The following is a 24,630-nucleotide window of genomic DNA, read 5'->3' as shown; positions in this document are numbered from 1 at the left end:
AAAGTTTCGATTTTACTAAAAAATACAACTCCCCTTAATCAACTAACCTTGTTAAATAGCAACAATCTTTCTGAAAACAGTCAAAGTAAAAAACCCCCAGAGCAAAACACTCTAGGGGTATACCATTATTTAAATAACGCTACGTATTCACTGTAGCCTTCTTTTTCTAAATCTTCTTTTGGGATAAAGCGTAGTGCTGCAGAGTTAATACAGTAACGTAAGCCACCAAGCTCGCTTGGTCCGTCTGGGAAGACATGTCCTAAATGGGAATCAGCGTCTTTACTACGTACTTCTACACGACGCATACCGTGGGATGTATCAAAATGTTCTACTACTTCTTCTTTAACAATCGGTTTTGCAAAAGCTGGCCAGCCACAGCCTGCATCGAATTTATCGAGTGAGCTAAAAAGGGGTTTCCCAGATACGATATCTACATAGATTCCCTCTGCAAATTGCTGATCAAACTCATTTTGAAATGGTGGTTCTGTCCCGTTTTCTTGCGTGACATAATACTGCATTTCCGTTAATTCTTTTAAACGCTCTTCTTTTTTCATTAACTGTGCCCCCAATGCTTTTCTTGAAATGCCTTACGCCCCGAGCCAACAGAATATCGATTATAATGCATCGGATTTTTTTTGTAGTAATACTGATGATATGTTTCTGCTGGATAGAACTTGTCCGCAGGTAATATTTTCACTGCTATCGGCTTATCAAACTTGCCAGAAGCTGCTAAATCCGCTTTCGACTGCTCAGCTAATATGCGTTGTTCTTCATCATGGTAGAAAATAGCGGTTGTATAAGATTCTCCACGATCAAAAAATTGCCCTCCGGCATCCGTTGGGTCGATTAATGTCCAAAATGTTGCCAGTAACTGCTTGTACGAATAAATTTCATCATCAAACGTAATTTGTACTGCTTCTAAATGCCCTGTTGTTTCCGAGCAAACCTGTTCATATGTTGGGTTTTCTTCATGTCCACCTGTGTAGCCAGAAATAACCGCTTCTATACCAGGTGTTTCATCAAACGGCTTAACCATACACCAAAAACAGCCACCCGCAAATGTTGCGTATTGTGTTGCCATTCATCTTCACTCCCTACTCAGCTGGTACAATTACTTCAAGTAAAATTTTATCGTTCGGTAAGTCTAATTCTTTCGCACGAATTCGAGAACCCGAGGCAATGTTTATGCGGGACAAGTCCACATAAATTTCTGCCTTATTCGGATTCACCGTAATCCATGACGGGAATTCCACCGTATCCTTCATAATTTTCATTGTAGTCTCCGGTGGAATATTTAGTAAACCGACATTCATCCCCGTTTGTTTCAACGTAATATTTCCACTCTCATCAACAATCGGCTCAAAATTCATTGTAATTGGAATTTCCGTATAAAAAACCGTTAACTTACTTTTTAGTTGAATATCATCGCCAACTGTAAAATCAATTGGTAATGGTGAACCCTCCGCTGCATCTTTTAAAAACTTTTTCGAAATGGACTCAAATTCCTTCGTTGAAGTTTGCACAACAAGAACATTTCCTTCTGTTGCATTACTCTCTGGACTCTTCTTTAAATTCACATCATCTACTGGTTTCGTAGCTAAATATACGACGAGGATGATCGCAAAAAGTATCGTGCCTGCTAACGCAAAAAATGCGATTTTCCATTTATTCATCATGTCACTCCTCGAAGCCTATTTCCTTTTTAATTTTTTGTTCCAACCCACATAATTCCATACTTGCCACAATGCGTTCTGCCATCATTTCATAGCCTTTTGCATTTGGATGGAAGAAGTCTGTATGGTAGACCAGCTCTTCATTTGATTCAAATAAATCTTCGACTGATACGTAGCAAGCATTGGAGTCCTCACTCGCAATTTCCTCGATAATTCGATTCCATTCGGTAATAATCGTATCGAATTCATTTGCCTCTCTTGTCACAATCGAGAATGGATTATAAAATCCTATAAGCAACAAGGGTACTGTTGAATTTTTTTCTCGAATACCGTCTATAATTTTACTATAGCGCTCCTTATAAGCAAGTAATTCTGCATCAAAGGCATCACGCTTCAAGTTGAATAAGTCTTGTTTAACGACCTTCATGACATCATTGCCACCCATCGTCATCGAAATGAGCTGAGCTTGCTGCAACTCTTCATCATAATGTCCTTTTTTAATTAATTTTAGTAGTTGATCACTGCGACGACCTCGTTTACCTCGATTATCAATTTCGACTTCTGAAATTGACGACCAGGTTTGCAGTGTACTTGCTAATCTACCTACATAACCGTCTTGACTATACTCATCACCGACACCTTCCGTTAAAGAGTCGCCTAGCGCCAAGTATTGCAGTTGCTTCGTTTTTTCAACATCTACACTCGGTGAATCCTCTGTTGACGAATCGAAAAAATGCTCAAAAAATTTCTTTATAGCATTTTTAGATGGCTCTCCCTCTTCTTGCATCTGTTCTACATCATTTGTCGTTTCTTGTTCAGATACTGTTTGTTCTTCTACTTGATCAGATTGCGGATCCGGTTCATCAATTGAAATGGTACAACCACTTAGTACTAAGACGATCAAACATGACAAGAAACCTCGCCAAATGTTCATTTGACCACCTTCCATCTATTTGCTGATAACTATATTATAAATTGTTCGTTAACGTATGAAAAGCTTGTTATTCTAAAGTAACAGAATAATTCCAAGGTTTTCATCTTTCCCAAAAAAATGCTTCATAAAAAAGCTAGTACACCCGTCAAAAGTTGTACTAGCTTTCATCTAAATTATTCGGCGAAATAAATAAAGCCAATCGCACCTGGCCCTGTATGTGTAGAAATTATTGGAGATGTAAAGGCAATCTCCACATCTTTAAATCCAGTTTCTTCGATTAGCGCCTTCAACGGATTACCCATTGTTGTCAGACCATCAGCATGTGAAATACCAACAGCTTTCACTGTTTTCCCATCTGTATCGGCCTGGAATTGTTTAAATAAGTAATTGACGACTTGCTTATGACTGCGCACTTTTGTGACAGGGTTGTACACGCCACCTTCTAAATTCGCAATTACTTTTATATTTAGAAGTGAACCGATAAAACCAGTACCTTTACCAATACGTCCACCTTTAATTAGGTTTTCAAGTGTATCGACAATAACATATAAATGTGTTCCAGCACGTACCTCATCTAGTCGTGCAACAATTTCTTCCACGCTTGCCCCTGCATCACGCATTTTAATAGCTTCGCGTAATTGAAATGCAAGCCCAAATGCGATGAAACGGGAATCTACAACTGTAACATCTACATCTGTCATTTGTGCAGCCTGACGAGCAGATTCTACAGTACCGCTCATTCCACCTGTCATATGAATCGAAAGAACTTGATCGCCATCTTTGCCAAGTTCATCGTACAATTCTTTAAATTTACCGGGTGCAGGTTGCGAACTTTTTGGTAGCTCTTTTGAACCTTTCATTAAGTCTAAAAATGATTGAGGCTTCAAATCAACCCCGTCCGTATACGTTTTTCCATCAATTTGAATCGTTAACGGCACGATATGTATACCATGTTTTTCGACTTCCTCTTTTGTTAAATCACAAGTTGAGTCAGTTACAATATGAATTCGTCCCATGTTGACACATCCTTTTACTTCATTAAATATTATTATATCGACAATAGTTTCCATATGTAAACATGACATTTGTCATTTGCCAAGTACATTTTCAGTCTCTACCGTATTCTTTTCCTTTGATACTATAGCGTTTTCTGTCCATCTTGTCTAATAAATGACTCAAAATTAGTTGGAAATTTGTGATGACACTTTTACCTTGAAATAAATGTAAAATATATTTTTATTTCGCATAATATAATATATACATAATAACCCCTTATCATACAAAGTCATATTGTTCATGTGATTTACATAAAAAATCGGTAGTTATATTTTTGAATAAGATCACCTCTCAACAATTCCCACCCACTAAAAGCAACTATTTTACCCCGCCAAATACTGCTAGCTCCATCCATTTAAAATAACAATCAGCACGTTTGAAGCCTATGTCCCGTAACCAGTTTACTTGAATATCAACACGTTCTAATATATAGTCTGCCTTGTCTGGGCGACAATTATATTCATCTTCAATTTCTTTTCAATTTCCTTTATTTGCCGTTAAATGAGCCACGAACAACTGAATATGCAATTTTTCTACTTCTTCGGATGAAATATTTCTGAATAATTAATTATTAAGTCTCTAATCCATTTCCCTTATTCCTAATAAAACACAGTTTTCCTACCAAATAAACGTCGTTAATTATTGCAATCCCCGGTAATTTCTATATAATGAGCAATGAAGAAGAGACAAATTCCACAGACATTTCGTCGAAGTAATCATCTCCATCGCAACTAAGGAGTGTTCATATGAAATTTATAACAGAGTTACCTGAAAACTATGCAGACTTAAAAAAAGCTGCCAATTACACATCTAGCTGGCGTGATCGTTTAGACGCTGTACAAGCTCTAAGCAGCTACAAGCATGAAAAAGTAATTGATTTACTACAAAATCGTGTGAAAGCAGATACGGTTTTTGCTGTACAACAAGCGGCATTTGAGGCGCTTACTGCCTTTGGCGAAGATGTAAAACCACCTGTACGCCGTAAATTCGAACTGATTAAAGGTGCTGATAAAGTGTTTGTACGTGTAAAGAAAAGCTTACCTGCTGACCACACTATCTCAGATTTCGCGGAAAAGCTAAAACGTATGCGCCTAGATGTATATGATGCCTATGAAGGCCACCATGGCGAGAATTTCCTTTCTTGGCTAGAAACAAAATGGCAATCAATCTAAATGCCCATATAAAAACGCGTTACGAAAATGGATGTTTTTCGTAACGCGTTTTTAGTTGTCCATACGTTATATTTATCGTTCCCCTATCATAATCGCTAGGAAAGCGCTAAGGGAAATGAGTCTACCTATTAGCGTAACACCATAATTTCTAGAAAATCTATGTCGTTAAAGGTGCAATAAATACCTTTTTAAATAGGGCAGATGCTATAACACTTAGTCTAATGACTATCAAGGGAACAATGAATAATTGCATTATAAAAGGATCTATTAACTCAACATTACTCATTATAACCCTCCGTTTAATTAAAAAATGCAACAAACTTTCCAAAACAGCTCAATGAAAAATCACCAAACCCTTCTCGCAGTGTAATTTCACAGTACAAGAAGGGTTTCTTCAATAATTCTCTAATCAACACACCAGAATTCATATTCAATTATCCTGCTTCAAGCTGAAAAACTTCAACTTTTTCGCAAACAGCCTTCATTAGATATTATCCAAATGTTCCTAATTTATATTTAATTAAATGTAGTTAACTCTTCTGAAACAGAATTTAAGAAATCTTTCTCAAATTTATATATGTGTTTACCCTCAGTTCTACTTAATATTATTGAGTCAGATATCATTCCATCACTTAAAGAAATCGATTTAATAGTATTTATTTCCATTGGATTCTCTAACAACGAATCAAGCGATACATTGGCTTCAATTTGAGTAAACAGTTCTTTTATTTGTATTTGTGGAATTTCGTTTTCCGCTTTATCCATTACCGCATTCATTAGATTTAATAGGACTTCTTCATCTAAGCTGATTCCCTCTGTAGCAGCCATCATTAATGCCACAACTTCTTCTCCATTCAAGCGATGCGCTCCTTTTTCGAATTCAAATGCCACTTGTGATATCGCTCTTACGCGAATATCTTCTTGCAAGTCGTAATCTATCCCATTCATAGAATCTATTAGCGTAGTAATGGTTTCTAAATCGATGACTGCATAATAATCAATTGGTAAATCTACTAGTTTTGAAACTGTTTTGCTTACATTTTCAGCGCCGCCAAAACTATAAGAAAATAACAATTTATCGTACAAAGTAGTCCCATCATTGTTATCTGCTACCGGTGCATACGTATCATATGGTAACGATACAACCTTCATCATCTTTTTATCTTTACTATATGTCAGTAAAAGATTTAGATATATTCGATTATCCATCTCTTTCGATTTCACCGAAATTAAAGAGGTTAAAAATTCATTTTCCTGAACTACTGATACACTTGCATCACTTGTATGAGATTCTTCATTAAAGCCTCCAGGAAAAATCAACGGAAGAAACAAAAACATACACAAGCTTACCACCAATAAAGAAACCGTAAGTGGAGCGAACTTTTTAGAAGAAACAAGTAAACTCTTTTGTGTAGTATTCTTCTCCCCCAGCTTATGAATTTTTTCAAATACTTCATTACGATCTTCTTCCGTAAATCTTAGTTTTCGATCAGACGCATTATAAAATCTATCTCTTAATTGCTTATCTTCCATTAAGTTCTGCCTCCCTTATCATCGACTCTAATCTTTGTTTTGCTCTTCTTAATCGAGTCTTCACTGTATTAACTGGAATATCCAAAACTTTGGCGATTTCCTCTGTCTTTAATGAATCGTAATAGTATAGATAAACCACTTCCCGATACACTTTTGGAAGAGAGAAGATTGTATCTTTTATTTCATCATTATTGTATTTATCGATAACTGTTTTTTCTGTTGATGGTAATATTGACTTTGCTGTTTCATGGATAAAACTTTTCACATGTACCATTTTGTAATTCCAGCTTTTTAAGTAATCTTTACATTCGTTTATTGTTATTCGATAGAGCCATGTTTTTATTTGTGCGTCAAATCGGAACGAATCGAGGTTTTTGTAGCATTTGATAAAAGTGTTTTGAACCATATCCTTAGCAATCTCTGCATCCTTCACATAAGAAAAGGCCAATCGTACTAATTCATTACCGTATTCGATCATTATTTTTTCTAATATGTAATCTTTTTCTTCTCTGTCCAATCTACTACCCTCCCTTTCAACCTACTTCAAATTCTGCTATTAGACGATTAACAAATCATAATAGGTTCAATTTTTATAAAATATTTTATTTTTTACAGCATAATCCACTACAGACGGGGGCGCTTCATTCGCGTCGCTCCAAAACAAGCATTACTATATATGACGATTATAGTTGAAATAAAAGGCCTGTATCTTAGATTATCAAGTAATCATAGATACAGGCTTTTGTTTAATTATTATGCATATTTCACTCTGCGCCATTAGTTCAATAGCATCAATCTTTTTAAAATGGCCTCTGGTAAACTACAATTTAAATTTACGTACGGTTTCATTTAAATTTTCAGCCATCTCTGCTAAATTGACAGCACTGCTTGTAATTTCATCCATTGAGCTTGCAGCTTGCTGGACTGTGGCAGATGTTTGTTGAATGCCTGCTGCAGATTCCTCTGACACAGCTGCAATTTCATCGACAGATTTGTCAATGATCATTGTATTTTGTACAACATCCTCTAACTTTTTGGACATATCTACAATACGGTTTGACATTGAGTAAACCGCCTCCGCAATATGTGTGAATGTTGCACTTGTAGAAGCGATTTGTGTTGTACCTTTCTCTACTTCACCGTATCCATTTTCTAGAGAAGTTGTTACTAATACAGAGTCTTTTTGGATTTTTTGCACGATGATTGTTATATCACCAACAGATAAAGAAACTTGCTCTGCTAATTTACGTACTTCATCTGCAACGACTGCAAATCCTTTGCCATGTTCACCTGCACGTGCCGCTTCAATAGCAGCATTGAGTGCCAATAAGTTCGTTTGATCAGCAATATTATGAATGACTGACACTAAAGTTGAAATTTCTTGTGTTTGTTTACTCAACTCATCCACTTGCATTACCGCATCTTTAACAATGTGGTCAATTGTCTTCATTTGATTTGTTGAGGCTTCCATTAGCCCTCTGCCTTCTTCAGTTAAATTCATCACTTCATTTGAATATTGATTGATGTCTTTACTACTAGTATTGACGTCTGTCACTTTCGTTGTAAAGTCTGTCATTGTAGTCGCAACATTCGATGCATTACTTGCTTGTAACTCTGTACCGTTAGCAATTTCTGTTATCGTATCTACAATTTGCTCAGTGCCGCTTTTGACCTCTGTTGCAGACTGCATCAATTCTTCACTATGTGATGCAACATCATTTGATACGGTTTGAATATGCTTCAATAAGTGATTCATCGTTTCAGACATACTATTTGTGGCATCCGTAAGTTGCCCTACTTCGTCTCTACCATTTGTCGCTAAAGCTGGCTCACTTAAGTCACCTCGAGCAATTTGCTGCATACGATTTGTAACAGCTTTTATTGGTTTTGAAATTAATTTAGCACTAGCCAATGCGATTAATATTGAGATCAAAACAATCACAATTCCAACTATTATACCTGTAACTTGCGTTTTTTTACTAGCAGTCATCATATCTTCGCCCACAGCATTTATGGATTGTCTACGTTGTTCTGCCAATCCCTCATAGCCTTCACGAACTTCAGTAGCTTTGGCATCCATTGCCGCTAGATTTTGTATGGCTAGTTCTTTATTTCCTTGATCATATACATCAAATACTTCTTTTTGAACATAGCTGCTCCATTCTGTAGCCATTTTGGCAAAACGATTGAAATCCCCTGACTCTGTAAGCGCTAAGCGAATTTTCTCGTTTTTATTAGCACGGTTTACATTTTGCAAATATATATCTTTATATTTTTCTTCACCAGATAAAACATAACCTCTTGCAGCAGCAATACGCAACCCTATAGACGAAGCAAGTTCATAATCTGCAATCAGTAATTGTAATTCCTCATTTACAATTGCATCTGTTGTCTGGCTATTTTGAAGGCTCGTATACATATTGAAACCAATATATAATACAATTACCGCAACAATAATACTAAAAGCAAAAACAATTCGTGCACTTATTGACTTAAATTTAAACACTATATCTCTCCTCTATTTTTTCTAGTTTTACTCAAGTACTGACTACATTTTTCAGGATCTATTACTGCAAAAAATGCTTGAAATTTCAATTTGCTTTATTATTTGTTACGCATTTGAATATATCTTCTTTCACATCCAATAAAGCTAGAAAAAATTCCACAATATTAGTAATCTACCATTTTTATCTCAAAAATAGAGAGGTTTGAAATTTTCTCTTCACATTAGTAAATAAACGCAAGAATTTTTTGTTTTTTACAGCAATTCAATAATTATTTCGTTCTACTATACAACTACAATATCTAATAGGTACAATTAACTACTCATTACACTACATAAGTCTTTAACTCCTCAAAAAGAATCACTAGCCCAATAGCTAGTGATTCTTTTTGAGATGCAATTCCATCCTATTCAATTTCCGTTCCTCTGCTCTCCAAACAACAACTGCATAACCATTTCCTTCATTCTTACCTTAATAGAAAAAGTTTGCTCAATCTTGCGTCAATAGTCGATATTTCTTAAATGCCGTGGATTTATGATTCTCACTTGAATATCTTCTGTATTAAAAGTTTTTAAAATATGCATTAATTAATCCCAATAATTAAACATAACATCGCCAATCGTCTCACTGCGGAAATAATCGACTAATTCCCATTCTCTCTCAGATAAATTATGCAGTTGCTTATCCTTCTTGAGAGATGTATTTAATACTTCTGCTTCTAAACATTTACGCATAGGAAAATATTTATGCAGATCCATTTTGGTTGTAAATTCAAACGCTAAATTCTCCTCACCCACGGCAAAGGCAACATAGGGCGCTAATCGGTGATGAAATATGATTAACTGCTCATCTTCAAGCTGAACAGTTGCACTCATATAGACATGATGAGGATCATCAACAAATGCAAAAACTTTCGCACGTGGCTCACTCGTCACAAGATGATAGACCATTGACTGAAATGTTCGCAAATCCTGTTGTAGTAAATGCTGTGAATCCAATCCAGTTATCCCTTTCGTTAATCGCATCTAACCACCCCTTATCTATTCGATTATTCTTCTCTTCGTTAGCAAACACTGATATCCCTGCTAAATCAGTCATTTCATTGAAAAGTATTATTAACTTTAATAGAAAAGCGGTGGTTACCTTTCCGATTACAAAATTATTTATTATGTTCAATATGATAATCAATTTTCAAGAATGGCAACCCGAGAATACGCATTTTGTGAATTGCAGATAATGACATCTCACTTGAGGCAGTAAGTGTGAAATGCTCATGAAATGGCAGTTTGAAAACAAAATGATGAATGGCTAAAAATGTACCCGCATCTCCATCGTGTGCACTCGTCAAATGCAGTTTTCCATCTTCTTCATATAAATACAAAACACCTATCATCGTTGAAAAAGGTAGCGGTAGTGCAATATTCATATATGTCGTTTGTGCAGTTGTATGTTGCGAATAAATTGCCACGAATGTCGTTTGCTTGCCAATTTTACGAATCCAGGCACGCGGGGTCATTCGTCCATCTAACTGTTCATCTACCTTCAAAATATTACCTGTCATTTCTATTGGTTTTCTCGAAAGTGGCAAATTCAATTGCTGCATCCAGCGACTAACTCCTTGGTAAATGAAAGCAAAAGGCTTAAACCACGTATGCCATTGTACTGAAGCAGTAAGTGTATACTCATTTGTATGTTCATAAAAATGCGATATGGCCTGTGGCAGTTTCACCGTATCTACATAATCACTTAATGCGTCCACTAAACCAGGATGTTCCCCATTGGTTTCAGTTAACTTCCCACGAATTTTACTCACCGGGAACGTATACGGTTGTTGCGTGGACCTCGGAACGGCTATCGCCCAAGCCAAAACACCAAAACCTCCAAATAATGCACAGTTAAAGAAGCCGTGGAATTTCAACATATCAGGTATACCAACGATTGATGTTCCTATCAAGTTACCAAATGCATATAATAGTGACCATAAAATTGTTACACATATAGCCCCATAAGAAATGCGTAAAAGTAACCCTTGCATACGTGGTAATTTTGTTTTTATCGATAAAATAAACAAACTATATATTGCAAAAATATATAGCACAACCGATACGATTTCTAGGATCGTTGAAAATGTAATACCAATTGCTACGAGCATTGGCCCTGCTAATAAAATAACGACCGCAGCAGTGAACCACTTGCTTTGATGAAGTCGTCCCAAAAGTCCAATTGATGTGGCTAACAAAAATGCAGAGTAATGAAAGTGGATACCCGTTAACCACGTAATAATTGGTGTAAAACCAGTGTCAATATTCGCTATAAACGCGAAAAACCACAATCCTCCGACAAACAAATAAATAAGTCCGACATCAATTGCAATTTCAGCAATATTCGTAAAGCCCCGTTGTAAAAACCGCTTTACTCCTTGTAGCGCAACAAATGCCGTATAGCAAACATACACAAGAGCAAGTGTAATAGCTATTCCACCATCAGGCCACCAGTGAAGCATCGTAACCGCTAGCATCATGACAACAAGGATGATATCCCCTACTTTATTTAGGCTGACGACCATCTTCAGCATTGCTGGCACGAAGACAAGCTGAGCAACTGTAAGCATTAACAAATAGTCGGGTTGTGGGCTAAAGAAGTAACAAATCACAGTGAGCATCATGCCAAACATCAATACTGGACTACATAGATTGTGGCGTAAATTCACCAGCATACATCATCAGCCTCCCAAACATTGGATTATGGATTGACACATGTATGGTAAATACTTGTCGCATTTCATCAAAACCTTCCTCTACTATGACACGCCCCTCTAAAACTTTTGGAATCGGTAACTCCATTTTCGATAATACAAAACGCTGTATACCCGAACGAATTAGTAATTTCCCCTCTTTTGTTACAGAAAAATGCAAATCCGAGTAGAAAAGTGATGGAGATCCTAAATAATCCTTAACCACTTTTTTCACTGGATCAATCGTCATTCTTGCATCAAATTTTCTTGTTTTTTTAGCAAAGTGAAAGCTTCGTTCCCAAAACACTTCAAGTTCACCAGTTGGTAATACTTTGCAAGTATTGCGAATCGAAAACGGTATATTTTCACCTGATTCCGGGAATAAAAACTTTGTCCGAGTAGCGACTGTATAAAATGGACGCATCCACGCAGCACCTGATTCAATCTTTTTCATCACACCCGTTGCAAAAAACGGCTCATCCACTGGCAATGCATAACGCTGTTGAAGCTCAGGATGCAGTCGCTTAAAGTCTTCACCTAACAATGTTTGATATATTGTCAACGTCGCTCACCTTTCTTTCGAATACAACTTTTTGCACTCGGTAAATCTTTACTTAAGACGAAACCAACAATCGCTAGTATCCATAAAGTCGCATTCAAAGTTACTGGATTGAATGGGGCTGTCGAGAGACCCATATCAGATAATACTGCACTAATTGTTAGTAGCGGGAATATTAATATTTGCAATCCAAAAAGCAGACGCTTTCCACGTGGGAACAACCAACAAAGAGCAAAAATAATTTCGAGTACCCCTACCCAGAACACCGCTTTTGTAGCAGTATTTGGTTGAAACTCACTTAATTTCGCTAACATCGAAACCTCCATTGGATGCTGTACTAATACTTTAAGTACAAGTCCTTGATAAAACCAAACAAAGCAAAACAACACACTAATAAGCATCGTTAAAAAGAAACGACGATATTGAGATAACGGATTTTCTCCCTTTTCAAGCCATCTCTTTAATACATCAAAACTAAGAGCCGTTGCCCAGCCCATTGCCGGTTGAAAAACAATATCAAGTAAAGCTCCTAGTTTTCCATAACGCACCTCATAGTCATACTGCGTTAAAAACGTCAGCCCTTTATCATGTGGAATGTACTGCCAAAATCCTTTCCCTTCCGCAATAGGTGATATTTTTTGTGCGGTCCCGAAATGAAGCGAAGACGTTTTCGTGCCATTTTCTTTATGATGCGTGCCCTTACTTTCACCCCAGCCACTCACCTTTAGGCCAGGCATTACCTTTGTTTCATATGTAAATTGTTGCGGGTCTTCGAGCGACTTCTTTTCAATATATGTAATTGATGTAAAACGCAAATCCCACTGCTCATGCAACTTTGGATTTTGCGTATACGCCCAAGCATCATCGATCGGTGCTTGTATATCAATTTCTACATAAATGGGGTTCTTCTTCAAAAAAATCCCTCCTAATTAATAATATAAATCCTTTACATTCCTCTCTTCCCCATTTATTCACGACTTAGACATTATTGTAAAATATCTAACACCTCTATATTACATGACTTATAACATAACAACATCATTTATTAATGTAGGTTTTTGCAAAAACAAAGGTCGGTATTGCTAACTGTTTTAAGTTTTTAAGTAATTGCTTTCGACCAAACTAATTGGCAATATATGTTCATTGGAGTAATTCAGATTTGGACGACCTTTAAATAATTTTTACAAAAAAAACAAAAATTCGAATCGAAATGATCGATTGCCGAGTCTAACGGTCGAATGGGAGGCGTTTTTCATTACAACTAAACAAATCACACTTATTGAGTTGGCTAAAAACGGTGATGAAGATGCATTTTATCAGCTCATTGAACAAGAGCAACATAAATTGTATCGCATGGCTTATGTCTATGTGCAAAATGAAAATGATGCTGTTGAAGTTTTTCAGCAGACGATTATTCGCGCGTATGAAGGTTTACCTCAATTAAAAGAGCCACACTACTTCTCTACATGGCTTACTCGAATTATTATTAACTGCTGTAAAACATACATAGCGAAAAGAAAAGTCGTCCATCTTGTAGAGCCCCACACGCTCGAAGATGTCAATAGTACATCACCTTCTTATATCGAAGAAGAACTAGACTTATGGCAGGCACTTTGCCAGTTAGAAGAAAAATACAAAACCGCGCTATTATTACGTTTTTATCAAGACTACTCCGTCAAGCAAATCTCGACAATTTTGCAATGTCCTGAGAGAACAGTAAAGACACACATACGTAGAGGCTTACAAACATTAAGACAACAATTAAAGGGGGCATATGTAGATGAATGGGTTCAATCCGCTGAAGGAAGTCATTGACGCGATTCCAATTCCAGAAAGGCGACTTACAGAAGTACTACGTGTGGAGGGCATGTCAAAAGTATTCCAGCAAAAAAATCATACTGTGAATGCTTTGAAAAATATTCATTGTACAATTTATCAAGGTGAAATGGTTGCTATTATGGGAACGAGTGGTTCAGGAAAAAGTACACTACTTAATATGATTAGTGCTATTGATGAGCCAACTGAAGGCGAACTATTCTTATTTGGAAAACGAGCGCAAGACGTGTATAAGGAACCGAATGCATCGAAATTCCGAAAAGAAAATATCGGCTTTGTGTTTCAATCATTCCATCTGCTGAAAGATCTATCCGTTGAAGACAATATTGCACTACCGCTTATCTTAAATGATCTACCAAGTAAAGAGATTAAAGTGCGTGTACATCAAATTATGGAGCAATTGAACATTGAAGCTTGGCGTAAGCATCGACCAACCGAGCTTTCAGGCGGACAACAACAACGTGTCGCTATTGCTCGCGCCATCATCGCCAATCCCCCTATTTTACTGGCAGATGAGCCAACTGGCGCGCTCGATGTGAATACAACAGATGAAATTTTGCAATTGCTTGTACAGCTACAAAAAAATATGAATCAAACAATCTTACTCGTCACACATGATCCATATGTAGCTACCTACGCAAATCGTGTATTGTTCTTCCATGATGGAGCGATTGTTGACTCCTATCAAAATAATAAAACGCATGAGGATTTAGATTGTATATTAACGAAGTTCAAGTTGATTACTAGGGGTGATAGCTAATGTTTTCAATGCGGACCATTGCACTCAAGCTCTTCCGTGCTGCTTGGACAAATGTGCTTACAAGTATTAGCATTATCACCATATCGATTTGCTTAGTGATGACGATGAGTGTCTACATTTGGAATGCTAATACGCAAATGAAAGAAGACATTCAAGCGTTATTTGGTGAGATGGATTTAATGGTTGGCTATAATCCAGAGCAACATAAGGTACTAACAAATTCGCAAATAGCTAGTTTCGAGTCCATCTATGGTGTAACAAAAGTTTCTAGTGTATCACTGACCCATACAATTGTAGAAAATGAATTCAATACTAAATTTTATACGGCTGGTGTAGAAAACGATGATCTTGTGAAAAGTCGCTATCATTTTTCAGTGGATCTAACGCCAAACGACGTCGTGATTACTGAAAATGTTGCTCGCCTTTTTAAAAAAGAACTTGGCGATACACTGCAAATTACGTTCAATAAATCCGTTGACGGTTCACTTGAAGCTGACATAGGTGAATTTATCATCCAAGAAATTCTGCCACCTATTAAGGGCACTGAAAGCCCAAATTTTATTCTTCTGCAAAACGATGTGTTAAGAACGTGGATGGTTAATAGTGATGAGCAAACAGCGGGTATGTATTCGCTCATTCAAACAGATGGTAATGCGACGAATGTTGGCATGGAAATTAAACAGTTAGATGAAACATTACGTGTGGATGTTGCGAGTGAATATGATTTCTATAAAAGAAATCTACAAGCATTAATGATTTTTATGATTGTACTTTCAGTTTTTATATTACTCATTTCAAGTGTCTTATTGATGTCAACATTCCAGCTATTATTCTATAAAATTAAAGAACAACTAATGGTATTACGAGCACTCGGCGCCACCAATAAGCAAGTAGGTCGTATTGTACAACTGCAATTATCACTTATTGTTAGTTTTGGAGTAGTACTTGGTACGGCAGTCAGTTTATTGGTCATTAAATACTGGCTACCTCAGCTTATTAACCTAATGAAATTACCAAGTGCTAGAACTGAACTTCCTATTATATTTGTTTTTATTATTGCAGTTGCTAGTTTTTGTATCCTTCAACTGGTTACACAGTGGCAAGTACGAAAAAGCGCCAGCCTATTACCATTACAAATTGCAACAGAAAATGAGAACTTAAGCCTAAAGTGGACAAAATGGAAAACGATTGCTGTAAGTGGCGTCTCTATCATTGCACTATTTATATTTTTAAATTCCTTAGCAATGAATAATGGAAGTGGAAAAAGTGCGCTGATGCTACTCATTGGTACACTCCTTACTTGCGGAGTGTTGCTTTATTTAATGCCTTACTTGTTTACTACTATACTAAACATTTCATTAAAACCAATTCGTAAATCTTTCGGGAAAGAGGCATTTTTAGCGTGCCAGCAATTGATGCCCCAGGTGCGCAAAAACATGCCGATCGTACTCAGTATTATTGGCCTAATGATTATTTTAATATTCGGTAGTACATTATTTAAAACAAATCAAAAAAACAGCAATGAATTCATTAATTCTCAATATGAAACATCTATTAAAATAAAAAATGAATTATATGATCCAACCATTACACCTGCTTTAATAGAAGAAATCGAATTATTACCAAGTGTATCTTATGCCATTGAGCAAAGTCACTCTTATAGGATAGCGCTACAATTCGAGAATGACTGGCACGATGAAGACTTTGACCCAATTGATATCCAAAAATATGTTCAACTAGGTAAGTTAAATCCTGTTACAGGTGATCTAACGAATGGTGTAATTATTACAGAGCGATTTGCGAAAAAACATCAATTAACTATTGGTGATAGCTTACTGACAGGAAATTTCAATGAAACGATTCAACAAATGGTCCCTTCAGATGAATTACAAGTGGTTGGTATTCGATCAAATCCTGCTGAATATGCTGCTAACTTATATGTCGATTGGTCATCTGACTTATTAGTTTTAGATCCACCTATCATTACAAACATTATGGTGGAGGCAACCGATACACAGCAAGCATTAGCTGACCTAACATATTTAGAAGAACGCTGGCCTGCGCTAAAAATAAGTGATAAAGCGACAATTATAGAACAAAATAATGAAGCTACCTTCCAACGTTGGAGTCTATTTGTAGGTGTGTTTGTCATTTTAATTGCTGCTACTTGCCTCGGCGTGTTACAAACACTCCTTCACTCGGTTTACGCAAAACGTGGTGATTATGCAATTCAACGTCTAATTGGTCTTTCGCCAAATGGATTAATGAAACTCATTTTGACGCAAGTATTATCATTTGTTCTATACGGGCTGACTGTAGGTACTTTCCTTGGCCTCATTTTAACAAGGATGCTTGCTTTTATTGACAAGGGGGCTCCTACCTATGACTTCTTTACATTAGGCATTACCAGTCTTGTCTTTTTAATAGCAACACTCGTTGTTTTCACCTTACAAGGCTACTGGATTAGTCGTAAAAAACTAGCAAATGAGATTGTAGATATGTAATATTCAATCAGGCCCTTGAAAGTTGAGGGTCTTTTATTGTTTTATCAGACACGATTTCCGATTTATCGTCCTTCTTGCTATATTTATCACCCTACTTTTCATATTTATCGCCCACATTCCGGAATTTATAGATATCCACCGTATATCCAACAAAAAAACATCCCCCTAATGAAGGGAGATGCTCCGATATTATGCACCAACAAATAACACAGCTTGTCCAATTGCTATAAAAAATGCTTCCTGTTGAATCGGACTCGTGTCTTCTATTTGTAATTCAATGTTAAAATGGGTTTCACGGAAAGTAGCTTTCCAACGTGCAATCGGCTGCTCATCTATTTTAAAAACAGACCAATCCTCCATTTCCTTATTCAACATTATTTTTCGCTCACCGTCCATTATGATCAGATCAGGAATCATTATTTTCCAGCCATCATAGGCGATCATATAATCTTTACCGGTACCTAAATCTTTTCCTTTAAAATATACACGGCCACGACGGGATACCTTTTTACATGTGAAAAGTGGGCGTCCATCTGTAGAAGTCACATCGAAACGTACAAAATAACGATAATCCATTGAACGATCAAATATTTTTTTTAACACGTTAGAATAGACGCGTTGAACAGTTGACGACACCTTACCTTTATCATCTAAAACCTCTACGATTTCTGTCGATTCAATAGCTGCTGGTTGCTTATATGTAAAAGTTTTCAATCACTTCTCTCCTTCAAGTACAGTTAATTCTATTCTAACAAAATATATTGGCATCACCACTAAAAAGCACTATGGTTACTTTTATCCATAGTGCTTTCCCTCGGAAAATTAGTCAATTTCCCCTTCCATATGCTTTGCCAATACACTTTCTACAAATCGTAAATGTGACTTCATCGCCTGTTCGGCTTCTGCTATATTTTGCGCTTCGATTTGACGATAAATCAAAAGGTGCTGTTCATTTAATTGAGCTAATGTTTGCTTCTCATCATATAAACAAATTCGTCGTGTTTCTCGCATGGCCTCAGTCATTAGATCAGATACATGTTGCATTAACGAGCTTAGTAGGGCATTATCAGCTGCTTTTGCAATTGCTAAATGAAAAGCTAAATCTGCGCGTTCCCCTAGCTCCGCGTTTTCAGCATGAACCATCATTTCTTCTAAGTGGAGTCGCATTTCATGCAAGTCTTCCATTGTTCGTTTTTGAGCTGCATTTACAACTATGGCCGCTTCTAATATTAACCGTACCTCTAATAATTCCTCGATATTTTTCTTCGTCATCAGCATAGCACTTTGAATTGGATATGTAAGGTTGTTTGGGGTAAATGTTTTAACAAAAGTACCCTCACCTTGTCGCATTTCTATTAGGCCCATGGCACGTAGAGATGTGAGTGCTTCACGGATTGCTGAACGGCCAACCTGAAATTTATTTGCCAATTCTTGAACTGAATCTAGTTGATCACCTGGCTTTAGCTGACCACTTTTAATCATTTCTATTATGATATCTGCTACTTCTTCATATATCTTTTTACGAGTTATTTTTTTATAGTTCAATTTTCTATGCACCTCTTTTTTATTATACCAAATATTCATAGTTTTTAATAATCTTATTGATAATTCTGAATTTACTATTATATAATGAGTGCAGGTCATCTGACGACCTAATCATCTAATGATACAAAGGGGGAAATAAATGTGAACTTATTGATTTTGTCAATCGTTGCACTGCTGCCGATTCTTTCTATATTTTTCTTTTTAATTATTCTTAATTGGCCAGCAAGTCGTGCTATGTTGATCACATTAGTATTCACGTCATTAATTGCTATATTCGTATGGGGGACGGATGGCAATATTGTTGCTGGAGCTGCCTTTAACGGGCTTATTACAGCACTCGAGGTTATTTTTATTATTTTCGGAGCCGTATTACTGTTAAATACAGTCAAATATAGTGGGGCAATTCATACGATACGTAATGGCTTTATGAAGATTTCACCAGACCGCCGTGTACAAGCTATTTTAATCGCTTGGTTATTCGGTTCATTTATCGAAGGGGCTTCAGGTTTTGGAACACCTGCAGTAGTAGCTGCACCGCTGTTAGTTGCTATTGGCTTCCCAGCAATGGCCGCTGTTGTTGTAGCACTTGTTATTCAAAGTACACCTGTTTCATTTGGAGCAGTTGGAACGCCCATACTTATAGGTGTTAACACAGGTATTTCTGGACAAAGTTCTATTATGGAAGGGCTTACTTCAATAGGAATGAATCAAAGTGAATACCTTTTATTCATCACAAGTAAAGTGGTTTTATTCCACGGGATTGTTGGCACGCTAATTCCTATCTTCTTATCTTGTTTATTGACTAGATTTTTCGGTGAGAACAAATCATACCGTGAAGGTTTAGGAATTTGGAAATTCGCTTTATTCGCAGCATTCTCATTTACAATTCCTTATTTTTTAATCGGTACCTTTTTAGGACCTGAGTTCCCATCATTAATCAGTGGACTTATCTCTTTGTGTATTGTTATTCCAGTGGTTAGTAAAGGTACTTTTATGCCACCAAAGGACAAAACTTTTGATTTCCCATCTAGAAATCAATGGGCACCTGAATGGATTGGTAAACTTAACAATCAGGAATTACCACCTGAAGATGGTAAACGTTCATTTTCTATCGTTGTAGCTTGGGTTCCATATGTATTACTAGCACTATTTTTAATTGCTTCACGTACAATTGATTCACTCGGTGCATTCTTAAAAGCGCCAACCATTGTCTTTGAAGATATGTTTGGTTCTGGGATTACCACAACTTCAACACCATTCTTCCTTCCAGGAACATTATTTATCCTCTCTGCGATATTAACAATCTTTGTCCATCGTATGAGAATGAAAGATTTTATGTCAGGTGTAAAAGAATCTGCGAAGACTGCAGTTTCAGCAGGTGCAGCATTAATTTTAGCAGTACCAATGATTAAAATTTTCTTAAATACCGCACTTGCAGAAGATCGTGTGGCAGAAACAGTATCAACGTTAGCTGGCCAAAATATGCCACTTGTTTTAGCTGAATCAGTTTCCATTGTCGTTGGAGATTTCTGGCCTCTTGTAGCACCTGCCATTGGTGCACTGGGCGCCTTCATTGCAGGTAGTAATACGTTTAGTAATATGATGTTCTCTTTATTCCAATTTGGTACAGCGCAAAATATTGGCCTTTCAGTAGAGCAATCAGGTATGGTTATTGCACTACAAGCAGTTGGTGGTGCAGCAGGAAATATTATTTGTGTACACAATATCGTAGCCGCTTCCGCAACAGTTGGTCTAGTCGGTAAAGAAGGTAAGATCATCCGTACTATCTGGTTACCATTTGTGTATTACATAATTGCTGCTGGCTTCCTCGGAATGGCAGTGATTCACGGAGTTTTAAATATTTGGCTACTTTTGTTTGCTTCTGTCGTAATTTTCTTCATCTGGTTCTTACAACGTAAAGTAGATAAACCCCTTTACAAAGTAACAACGAACTAATAATGAGCAAGTTGCAAAACAGTTATTTTCATTCTATTAAAGTATGAGAGCTTTCCGCTCTATCTAGCAGTGTTCAAATATTAGTAACTATTTTTCATTTAAAGAATGAATTAAAAATAAGCACTATGGAAGTTAGTATCCATAGTGCTTATACTTATTCATTTAATGTTGCAGGATTTGTTTTGTTTTGCGGCTTTTCTTTGTTGTCATTCGTATTTTGTTTTTTCGCTTGATTGTTTTTTCCAATCACAGCTAAATCATCGGCACTAATATCGAATCCAAATCCAAACTCTTCTCGATCTAAGCCTTTTTTATTTCGATTATCTTTAGCCAAAATAATCACCTCCAATTAATAAATTATCCATTTTGGCATGATTTATACTTGTTTCATACTAGGGATGAAATAAAAAAGACTACCTCTTATAGAAATAGTCCATGAAAATATGCAATTATTTATCTAATTCAAATGAAACTTCACCTACACCCATTTCCGCGTTAACCGTTAAAATTACGTCAGCGTCTTCATAAGCTTCATTGACATAAACGTTATTACCTTTAGAAATAAATCCAGCTACATTCGTTGTGCCAATACCTTTATCGATTGTGATTTTCACACCTACCTCTGATGGTAAATGTACTGTGGTTTGCCCTATGCCAGTTTCGATATCCGCTTCAAAGCTTTTTTTCCAATCACCGCGTAAGTCTATAGAAAGCTCCCCTACACCCGCTTCAATATCTAAATCCTCAATTTCCAACCCTCGTAAATCAAGATTTGCCATTGCTGCACCTGTGTTAATCGATAAGTTTATAGGTATCTCATCCGTTAGCTTTAAATTCCACTCATTTTTTATTTCAGAAATCTTAAACCTTTTTTGATCTTTATGCTCAATTACAACTTCACCTTTATCACGATGAAGATCATACTGAACATGCGGTTTCAGCTTCTTTAAATTATATACAGCGCTGCCTTCAACCCACTCTTTAGCACCTTTTTGAACTGTTATTTCACCCAAGTCTAAATTAAGTTCTACATCTAATTCCTTCGCTTTATCCTTCTTCACAGAGATTGACTCTTCCCTATCTTCTCCGGTAATAAACGAACTACAACCCGATAGTGTAAATAAAGTCGCACTGAATAGCAAGCCAATTAAAATTGGTTTCTTCATTATAAGTTCCCCCTCAATAAAAATCCTATAAATCCATTTTATTGAAAAGGTTAATTAATAATAACGACCCTCCGCTTTAATTTCATCTAAGACCTAAGGCGTAGAGAATTCCCTCGATAAGTATTATTCTTCATTGCCCTTATCATTTCTTACTGCTTTTCTATATGTGCCATTTGCTTCTTTAATCGCAATAGCTTCTTTGATACTAATACCATCTATAGAATAATATTTTGTTCCTTTTTCATATACATTAGAGAAATTCCCTGCATACGTGCCTTCTACATCCATATGTGTCGTAACTTCACCAAGTTCTTTACTAATATCTTTTACGTACTCGTCACTTATTTGATAAATGTAGCCATCCAAAGCGGCAAATGCAAAAGCCCACTCTTCTGGCGCATTATCCGTATTGACAACCTCATTCTTTGAGCATGCCGTTAGTACGACAATAGAAATGATTGTAGTATACATAAAATAGTTAATTCTCATTGGAATTCCTCCTTTCAATACGAGGACAGTTTAACTCAAATATTATATTTTATACCTTATTTTTAATATTTCTATATACTTTCCATCACAGGCTCTCTAAAATGGATAATATATATTTCGTTACAAATATTTGTAATGACAATTAGATAGAGCGAGCACTGAAGAATTTTGTTTAGTAATTTCTGCGAAAGGCAGTGACTACATTGAAATTTAATAAACAACCAACATTAAATGAATTAATTTTAGTTTTTATAATAATTTTCACTTTCATTGGTGCTTCAACCTATTATATTCTTTTCTTAACACCGAAAAATTCACTTGAATTGTATCAAGCCATCTCATTTGCTAATGATTTTGAAAAGGCACAAGAGCATATGTTAGAGGGATATGAAGCCAATTTCAAGAAGGAAGATTTCGATTTTATCAGTAGATTGGATACAAGCCCTAACAGAATCAGCCAATTTACTCTTTTTGAATATAATCAAAAATCTTATGTAATTATGACCACTCCTGGTACAACAAAATTAAAGATCCTTGCCGTTGAGGAACTACCAGAAGATATAAGGGATTATTTTCTTAAAATTGCTCCATAGAAATCCACATTCTCAAACAAGTTTCACTAGTCATTAAAAAGAACCTCGAATCAATAATTTCTTGATTCGAGGTTCAATAAAAACTACTATTTCAATATTACAGGATACGTGAAAATATCCGAAGGTCCATAAAGCTCAAATATATTTCCTTCATTCCTTACCGCTTGAATACTAATTTCAGATATACCCATTTCTTTCTTATAAGGAATTGTCACTAATTGTGCGGTATTAGAATAAACATCAACCTCAATTTGTTCAGCGTCCATCTGTATTAACAACTTTCCTATATCATGCCCATCACCTAAGGGAATTATTAGCTGTTGAACTTCTTTCAAATAAATAGCACTCCTTCTTTCTGGCCCACTTTGAATAAAATATTCAATAGCATACCCTTTTCCATCATTTTCAAAAATTGCAACACCTTCTAATTCCCATCTTGTAAAATAAGCTACACGGTATTGATCAATCGTAATTGCATCATTTAATTTGGTATCTTCTGATCCTCCAAATGAGTAAATACCCCAATCCAAAGACCTTATTAATTCAGTTTCATCCTTCACATAATAGCGATAGCCAATATGTTCTGACATATTACCCAAAACAGCAATAATAACAATACCGCATAACAATAATTGCCATAACCACTTTTTCGCCAAAGCTAATATCCCATAGCAAAAAGTTACAACTACTACTATTATCCCTACAATCATCCATGGCTGTTTTAGCACGGTGTAGTCTTTCACTTTCCCAGAAAATTCAGGATAAGTTTCTTTACTTGTGGTCGAGCTCAGATGGAAAGCATTATCGATACTATGTTGCGTTAACAGCATAGTCAGGCCTATTAGCAAACAGCCGGTGACAAATGCAGTGGTAATTAAGGGGATGAAAACTTTCTTTCTTTTTGGTTGTATTTTTTTAAATGTTCCAGCTTGTTTTTCTTCTGAAAACTCACCTTCTTTATAGACGTGGTTGATGGCATTACGAATTGGATCCATATTCAAATCCCCCTTCCTCTAGCGTCAAACCAACCATTTGGCGTGCTCTCCTTAGTCTTGTTTTGACAGTGTTTTCGGGTATATATAGTGCTTGTGAAACTTCTTTTAGCGAGAAATTTGCAAAGTGGAATAGCAGTATTACATCTTTATATTTGGTTGAGAGCTTTTCAATTGCCGCAACTAATAAAGCATCCTCTTCGTTTGCAATTAGTTCACTTGCTGGATCAATTGAATTTCCCATTAATTTACTCCAAGAATCAATCACTTGTAGCTTTTTGTATCGCCAGCTTGTTAGATAGCTATGACAATGATTAATGGCTATGCGATACAAATACGTTTTGACCGAAGATTCTTCACGAAATTGCTCCATTTTTTCATAGTATTTGACAAATGTATCTTGCACAACATCTTCGGCCACTGCCCAGTCTTGTACGTATGTGTAGCATAGGCGCACTAAATAATCACCGTAAACTGTCATGGCTTCTGCTAAGCGAGCATCTTTCTGCTCTTTCATCAACTGGCTCGCCTCCTAAAAATCATTTCTAGTTAGACTGATGAACAACGAAAAAGTTTCATAAAAAAATATTCCTATAAAACTTACCAATAATGGCTTGTTATTCA

At 36.3% G+C, this 24,630-nt stretch carries 25 protein-coding genes; 6 read left to right on the top strand and 19 right to left on the bottom strand.

The features are described 5' to 3' along the window. Positions 1–125: 125 nt before the first annotated feature. The 5 genes from msrB to ACIQZG_RS18930 all read right to left on the bottom strand — a co-directional run bounded on the left by msrB (position 126) and on the right by ACIQZG_RS18930 (position 3,623). Positions 126–554 (bottom strand): peptide-methionine (R)-S-oxide reductase MsrB, encoded by a 429-nt coding sequence (msrB, locus tag ACIQZG_RS18950; RefSeq protein ID WP_402757025.1) that lies wholly within the window; start codon positions 552–554, stop codon positions 126–128. After that, positions 554–1,081, bottom strand: a complete 528-nt coding sequence (gene msrA, locus ACIQZG_RS18945) for a peptide-methionine (S)-S-oxide reductase MsrA (RefSeq protein ID WP_402757024.1) — start codon at positions 1,079–1,081, stop codon at positions 554–556. The genes msrB and msrA overlap by 1 nt, the downstream gene beginning before the upstream one ends. Before the next feature lie 13 nt (positions 1,082–1,094). Beyond that, the gene (locus tag ACIQZG_RS18940) at positions 1,095–1,673 is read right to left on the bottom strand and encodes a YpmS family protein (protein ID WP_402757023.1); all 579 of its coding nucleotides are present in this window, start codon (positions 1,671–1,673) and stop codon (positions 1,095–1,097) included. Between the two features lie 4 nt (positions 1,674–1,677). Then, positions 1,678–2,607 (bottom strand): GDSL-type esterase/lipase family protein, encoded by a 930-nt coding sequence (locus tag ACIQZG_RS18935; protein ID WP_402757022.1) that lies wholly within the window; start codon positions 2,605–2,607, stop codon positions 1,678–1,680. A 173-nt stretch (positions 2,608–2,780) separates the two neighbouring features. Next, positions 2,781–3,623, bottom strand: coding sequence for a DegV family protein (locus ACIQZG_RS18930; protein WP_402757021.1), 843 nt, complete (start codon positions 3,621–3,623; stop codon positions 2,781–2,783). Between the two features lie 786 nt (positions 3,624–4,409). Between ACIQZG_RS18930 and ACIQZG_RS18925 the strand changes: the two genes are divergently transcribed. Next, positions 4,410–4,835, top strand: coding sequence for a HEAT repeat domain-containing protein (locus ACIQZG_RS18925; RefSeq protein WP_402757020.1), 426 nt, complete (start codon positions 4,410–4,412; stop codon positions 4,833–4,835). A gap of 516 nt (positions 4,836–5,351) precedes the next feature. On the opposite strand, the gene ACIQZG_RS18920 is transcribed toward ACIQZG_RS18925, so the two are convergent. The 7 genes from ACIQZG_RS18920 to ACIQZG_RS18890 all read right to left on the bottom strand — a co-directional run bounded on the left by ACIQZG_RS18920 (position 5,352) and on the right by ACIQZG_RS18890 (position 13,079). Beyond that, the gene (locus ACIQZG_RS18920; protein WP_402757019.1) at positions 5,352–6,368 is read right to left on the bottom strand and encodes an LCP family protein; all 1,017 of its coding nucleotides are present in this window, start codon (positions 6,366–6,368) and stop codon (positions 5,352–5,354) included. Next, complete coding sequence (locus tag ACIQZG_RS18915; RefSeq protein WP_402757018.1) at positions 6,358–6,885, bottom strand: sigma-70 family RNA polymerase sigma factor; 528 nt, start codon at positions 6,883–6,885, stop codon at positions 6,358–6,360. The genes ACIQZG_RS18920 and ACIQZG_RS18915 overlap by 11 nt, the downstream gene beginning before the upstream one ends. Positions 6,886–7,188: 303 nt before the next feature. Beyond that, on the bottom strand, positions 7,189–8,874 hold the full coding sequence (locus tag ACIQZG_RS18910) for a methyl-accepting chemotaxis protein (protein ID WP_402757017.1): 1,686 nt from the start codon (positions 8,872–8,874) through the stop codon (positions 7,189–7,191). Between the two features lie 585 nt (positions 8,875–9,459). Beyond that, on the bottom strand, positions 9,460–9,897 hold the full coding sequence (locus ACIQZG_RS18905; RefSeq protein WP_402757016.1) for a hypothetical protein: 438 nt from the start codon (positions 9,895–9,897) through the stop codon (positions 9,460–9,462). A gap of 134 nt (positions 9,898–10,031) precedes the next feature. Then, on the bottom strand, positions 10,032–11,588 hold the full coding sequence (locus tag ACIQZG_RS18900; RefSeq protein WP_402757015.1) for a YndJ family protein: 1,557 nt from the start codon (positions 11,586–11,588) through the stop codon (positions 10,032–10,034). After that, positions 11,557–12,168 carry a DUF4166 domain-containing protein gene (locus tag ACIQZG_RS18895; protein ID WP_402757014.1) on the bottom strand — a complete coding sequence of 204 codons (612 nt, stop codon included), beginning with the start codon at positions 12,166–12,168 and terminating at the stop codon, positions 11,557–11,559. The genes ACIQZG_RS18900 and ACIQZG_RS18895 overlap by 32 nt, the downstream gene beginning before the upstream one ends. Continuing rightward, positions 12,165–13,079, bottom strand: coding sequence for a DoxX-like family protein (locus tag ACIQZG_RS18890; RefSeq protein ID WP_402757013.1), 915 nt, complete (start codon positions 13,077–13,079; stop codon positions 12,165–12,167). The genes ACIQZG_RS18895 and ACIQZG_RS18890 overlap by 4 nt, the downstream gene beginning before the upstream one ends. A 304-nt stretch (positions 13,080–13,383) precedes the next feature. Between ACIQZG_RS18890 and ACIQZG_RS18885 the strand changes: the two genes are divergently transcribed. From ACIQZG_RS18885 to ACIQZG_RS18875, 3 genes are read left to right on the top strand one after another with little or no spacing between them, the layout of a single operon-like run. Next, on the top strand, positions 13,384–13,980 hold the full coding sequence (locus tag ACIQZG_RS18885) for a sigma-70 family RNA polymerase sigma factor (RefSeq protein WP_402757012.1): 597 nt from the start codon (positions 13,384–13,386) through the stop codon (positions 13,978–13,980). 52 nt (positions 13,981–14,032) lie between these two features. Next, entirely contained in the window at positions 14,033–14,761 is a 729-nt protein-coding gene (locus ACIQZG_RS18880) for an ABC transporter ATP-binding protein (RefSeq protein WP_402757042.1), read from the top strand. Further along, positions 14,761–17,265: an ABC transporter permease gene (locus tag ACIQZG_RS18875; RefSeq protein ID WP_402757011.1), complete on the top strand. Its 2,505-nt coding sequence runs from the start codon at positions 14,761–14,763 to the stop codon at positions 17,263–17,265. The genes ACIQZG_RS18880 and ACIQZG_RS18875 overlap by 1 nt, the downstream gene beginning before the upstream one ends. A gap of 189 nt (positions 17,266–17,454) precedes the next feature. Here the strand turns inward: ACIQZG_RS18875 and ACIQZG_RS18870 are convergent, their stop codons facing one another. Together ACIQZG_RS18870 and ACIQZG_RS18865 are read right to left on the bottom strand one after the other, a co-directional pair. Continuing rightward, on the bottom strand, positions 17,455–17,979 hold the full coding sequence (locus ACIQZG_RS18870; RefSeq protein ID WP_402757010.1) for a tubby C-terminal domain-like protein: 525 nt from the start codon (positions 17,977–17,979) through the stop codon (positions 17,455–17,457). 108 nt (positions 17,980–18,087) lie between these two features. Further along, on the bottom strand, positions 18,088–18,810 hold the full coding sequence (locus tag ACIQZG_RS18865; RefSeq protein WP_402757009.1) for a FadR/GntR family transcriptional regulator: 723 nt from the start codon (positions 18,808–18,810) through the stop codon (positions 18,088–18,090). Positions 18,811–18,951: 141 nt separating this feature from the next. Between ACIQZG_RS18865 and ACIQZG_RS18860 the strand changes: the two genes are divergently transcribed. Then, positions 18,952–20,766, top strand: a complete 1,815-nt coding sequence (locus ACIQZG_RS18860; RefSeq protein ID WP_402757008.1) for an L-lactate permease — start codon at positions 18,952–18,954, stop codon at positions 20,764–20,766. Positions 20,767–20,920: 154 nt separating this feature from the next. Here the strand turns inward: ACIQZG_RS18860 and ACIQZG_RS18855 are convergent, their stop codons facing one another. The 3 genes from ACIQZG_RS18855 to ACIQZG_RS18845 all read right to left on the bottom strand — a co-directional run bounded on the left by ACIQZG_RS18855 (position 20,921) and on the right by ACIQZG_RS18845 (position 22,421). After that, positions 20,921–21,100, bottom strand: coding sequence for a hypothetical protein (locus tag ACIQZG_RS18855; protein WP_402757007.1), 180 nt, complete (start codon positions 21,098–21,100; stop codon positions 20,921–20,923). Positions 21,101–21,215: 115 nt separating this feature from the next. Further along, positions 21,216–21,932 carry a toast rack family protein gene (locus ACIQZG_RS18850; protein ID WP_402757006.1) on the bottom strand — a complete coding sequence of 239 codons (717 nt, stop codon included), beginning with the start codon at positions 21,930–21,932 and terminating at the stop codon, positions 21,216–21,218. A 123-nt stretch (positions 21,933–22,055) separates the two neighbouring features. Further along, positions 22,056–22,421, bottom strand: coding sequence for a hypothetical protein (locus ACIQZG_RS18845; RefSeq protein WP_402757005.1), 366 nt, complete (start codon positions 22,419–22,421; stop codon positions 22,056–22,058). A 203-nt stretch (positions 22,422–22,624) separates the two neighbouring features. Between ACIQZG_RS18845 and ACIQZG_RS18840 the strand changes: the two genes are divergently transcribed. Beyond that, positions 22,625–23,014, top strand: coding sequence for a hypothetical protein (locus tag ACIQZG_RS18840; protein ID WP_402757004.1), 390 nt, complete (start codon positions 22,625–22,627; stop codon positions 23,012–23,014). An 86-nt stretch (positions 23,015–23,100) separates the two neighbouring features. On the opposite strand, the gene ACIQZG_RS18835 is transcribed toward ACIQZG_RS18840, so the two are convergent. Both ACIQZG_RS18835 and ACIQZG_RS18830 read right to left on the bottom strand, forming a co-directional pair. Beyond that, positions 23,101–24,009, bottom strand: a complete 909-nt coding sequence (locus ACIQZG_RS18835) for a hypothetical protein (protein ID WP_402757003.1) — start codon at positions 24,007–24,009, stop codon at positions 23,101–23,103. Further along, positions 23,993–24,523, bottom strand: a complete 531-nt coding sequence (locus ACIQZG_RS18830; protein WP_402757041.1) for a sigma-70 family RNA polymerase sigma factor — start codon at positions 24,521–24,523, stop codon at positions 23,993–23,995. Before ACIQZG_RS18830 ends, ACIQZG_RS18835 begins: the two co-directional genes overlap by 17 nt. Positions 24,524–24,630 lie beyond the last annotated feature (107 nt).

The sequence above is a fragment of the Lysinibacillus sp. NPDC096418 genome, from assembly GCF_044762775.1.
Lineage (GTDB): Bacteria > Bacillota > Bacilli > Bacillales_A > Planococcaceae > Lysinibacillus.
This window is presented reverse-complemented; position numbering and strand designations above follow the sequence as displayed.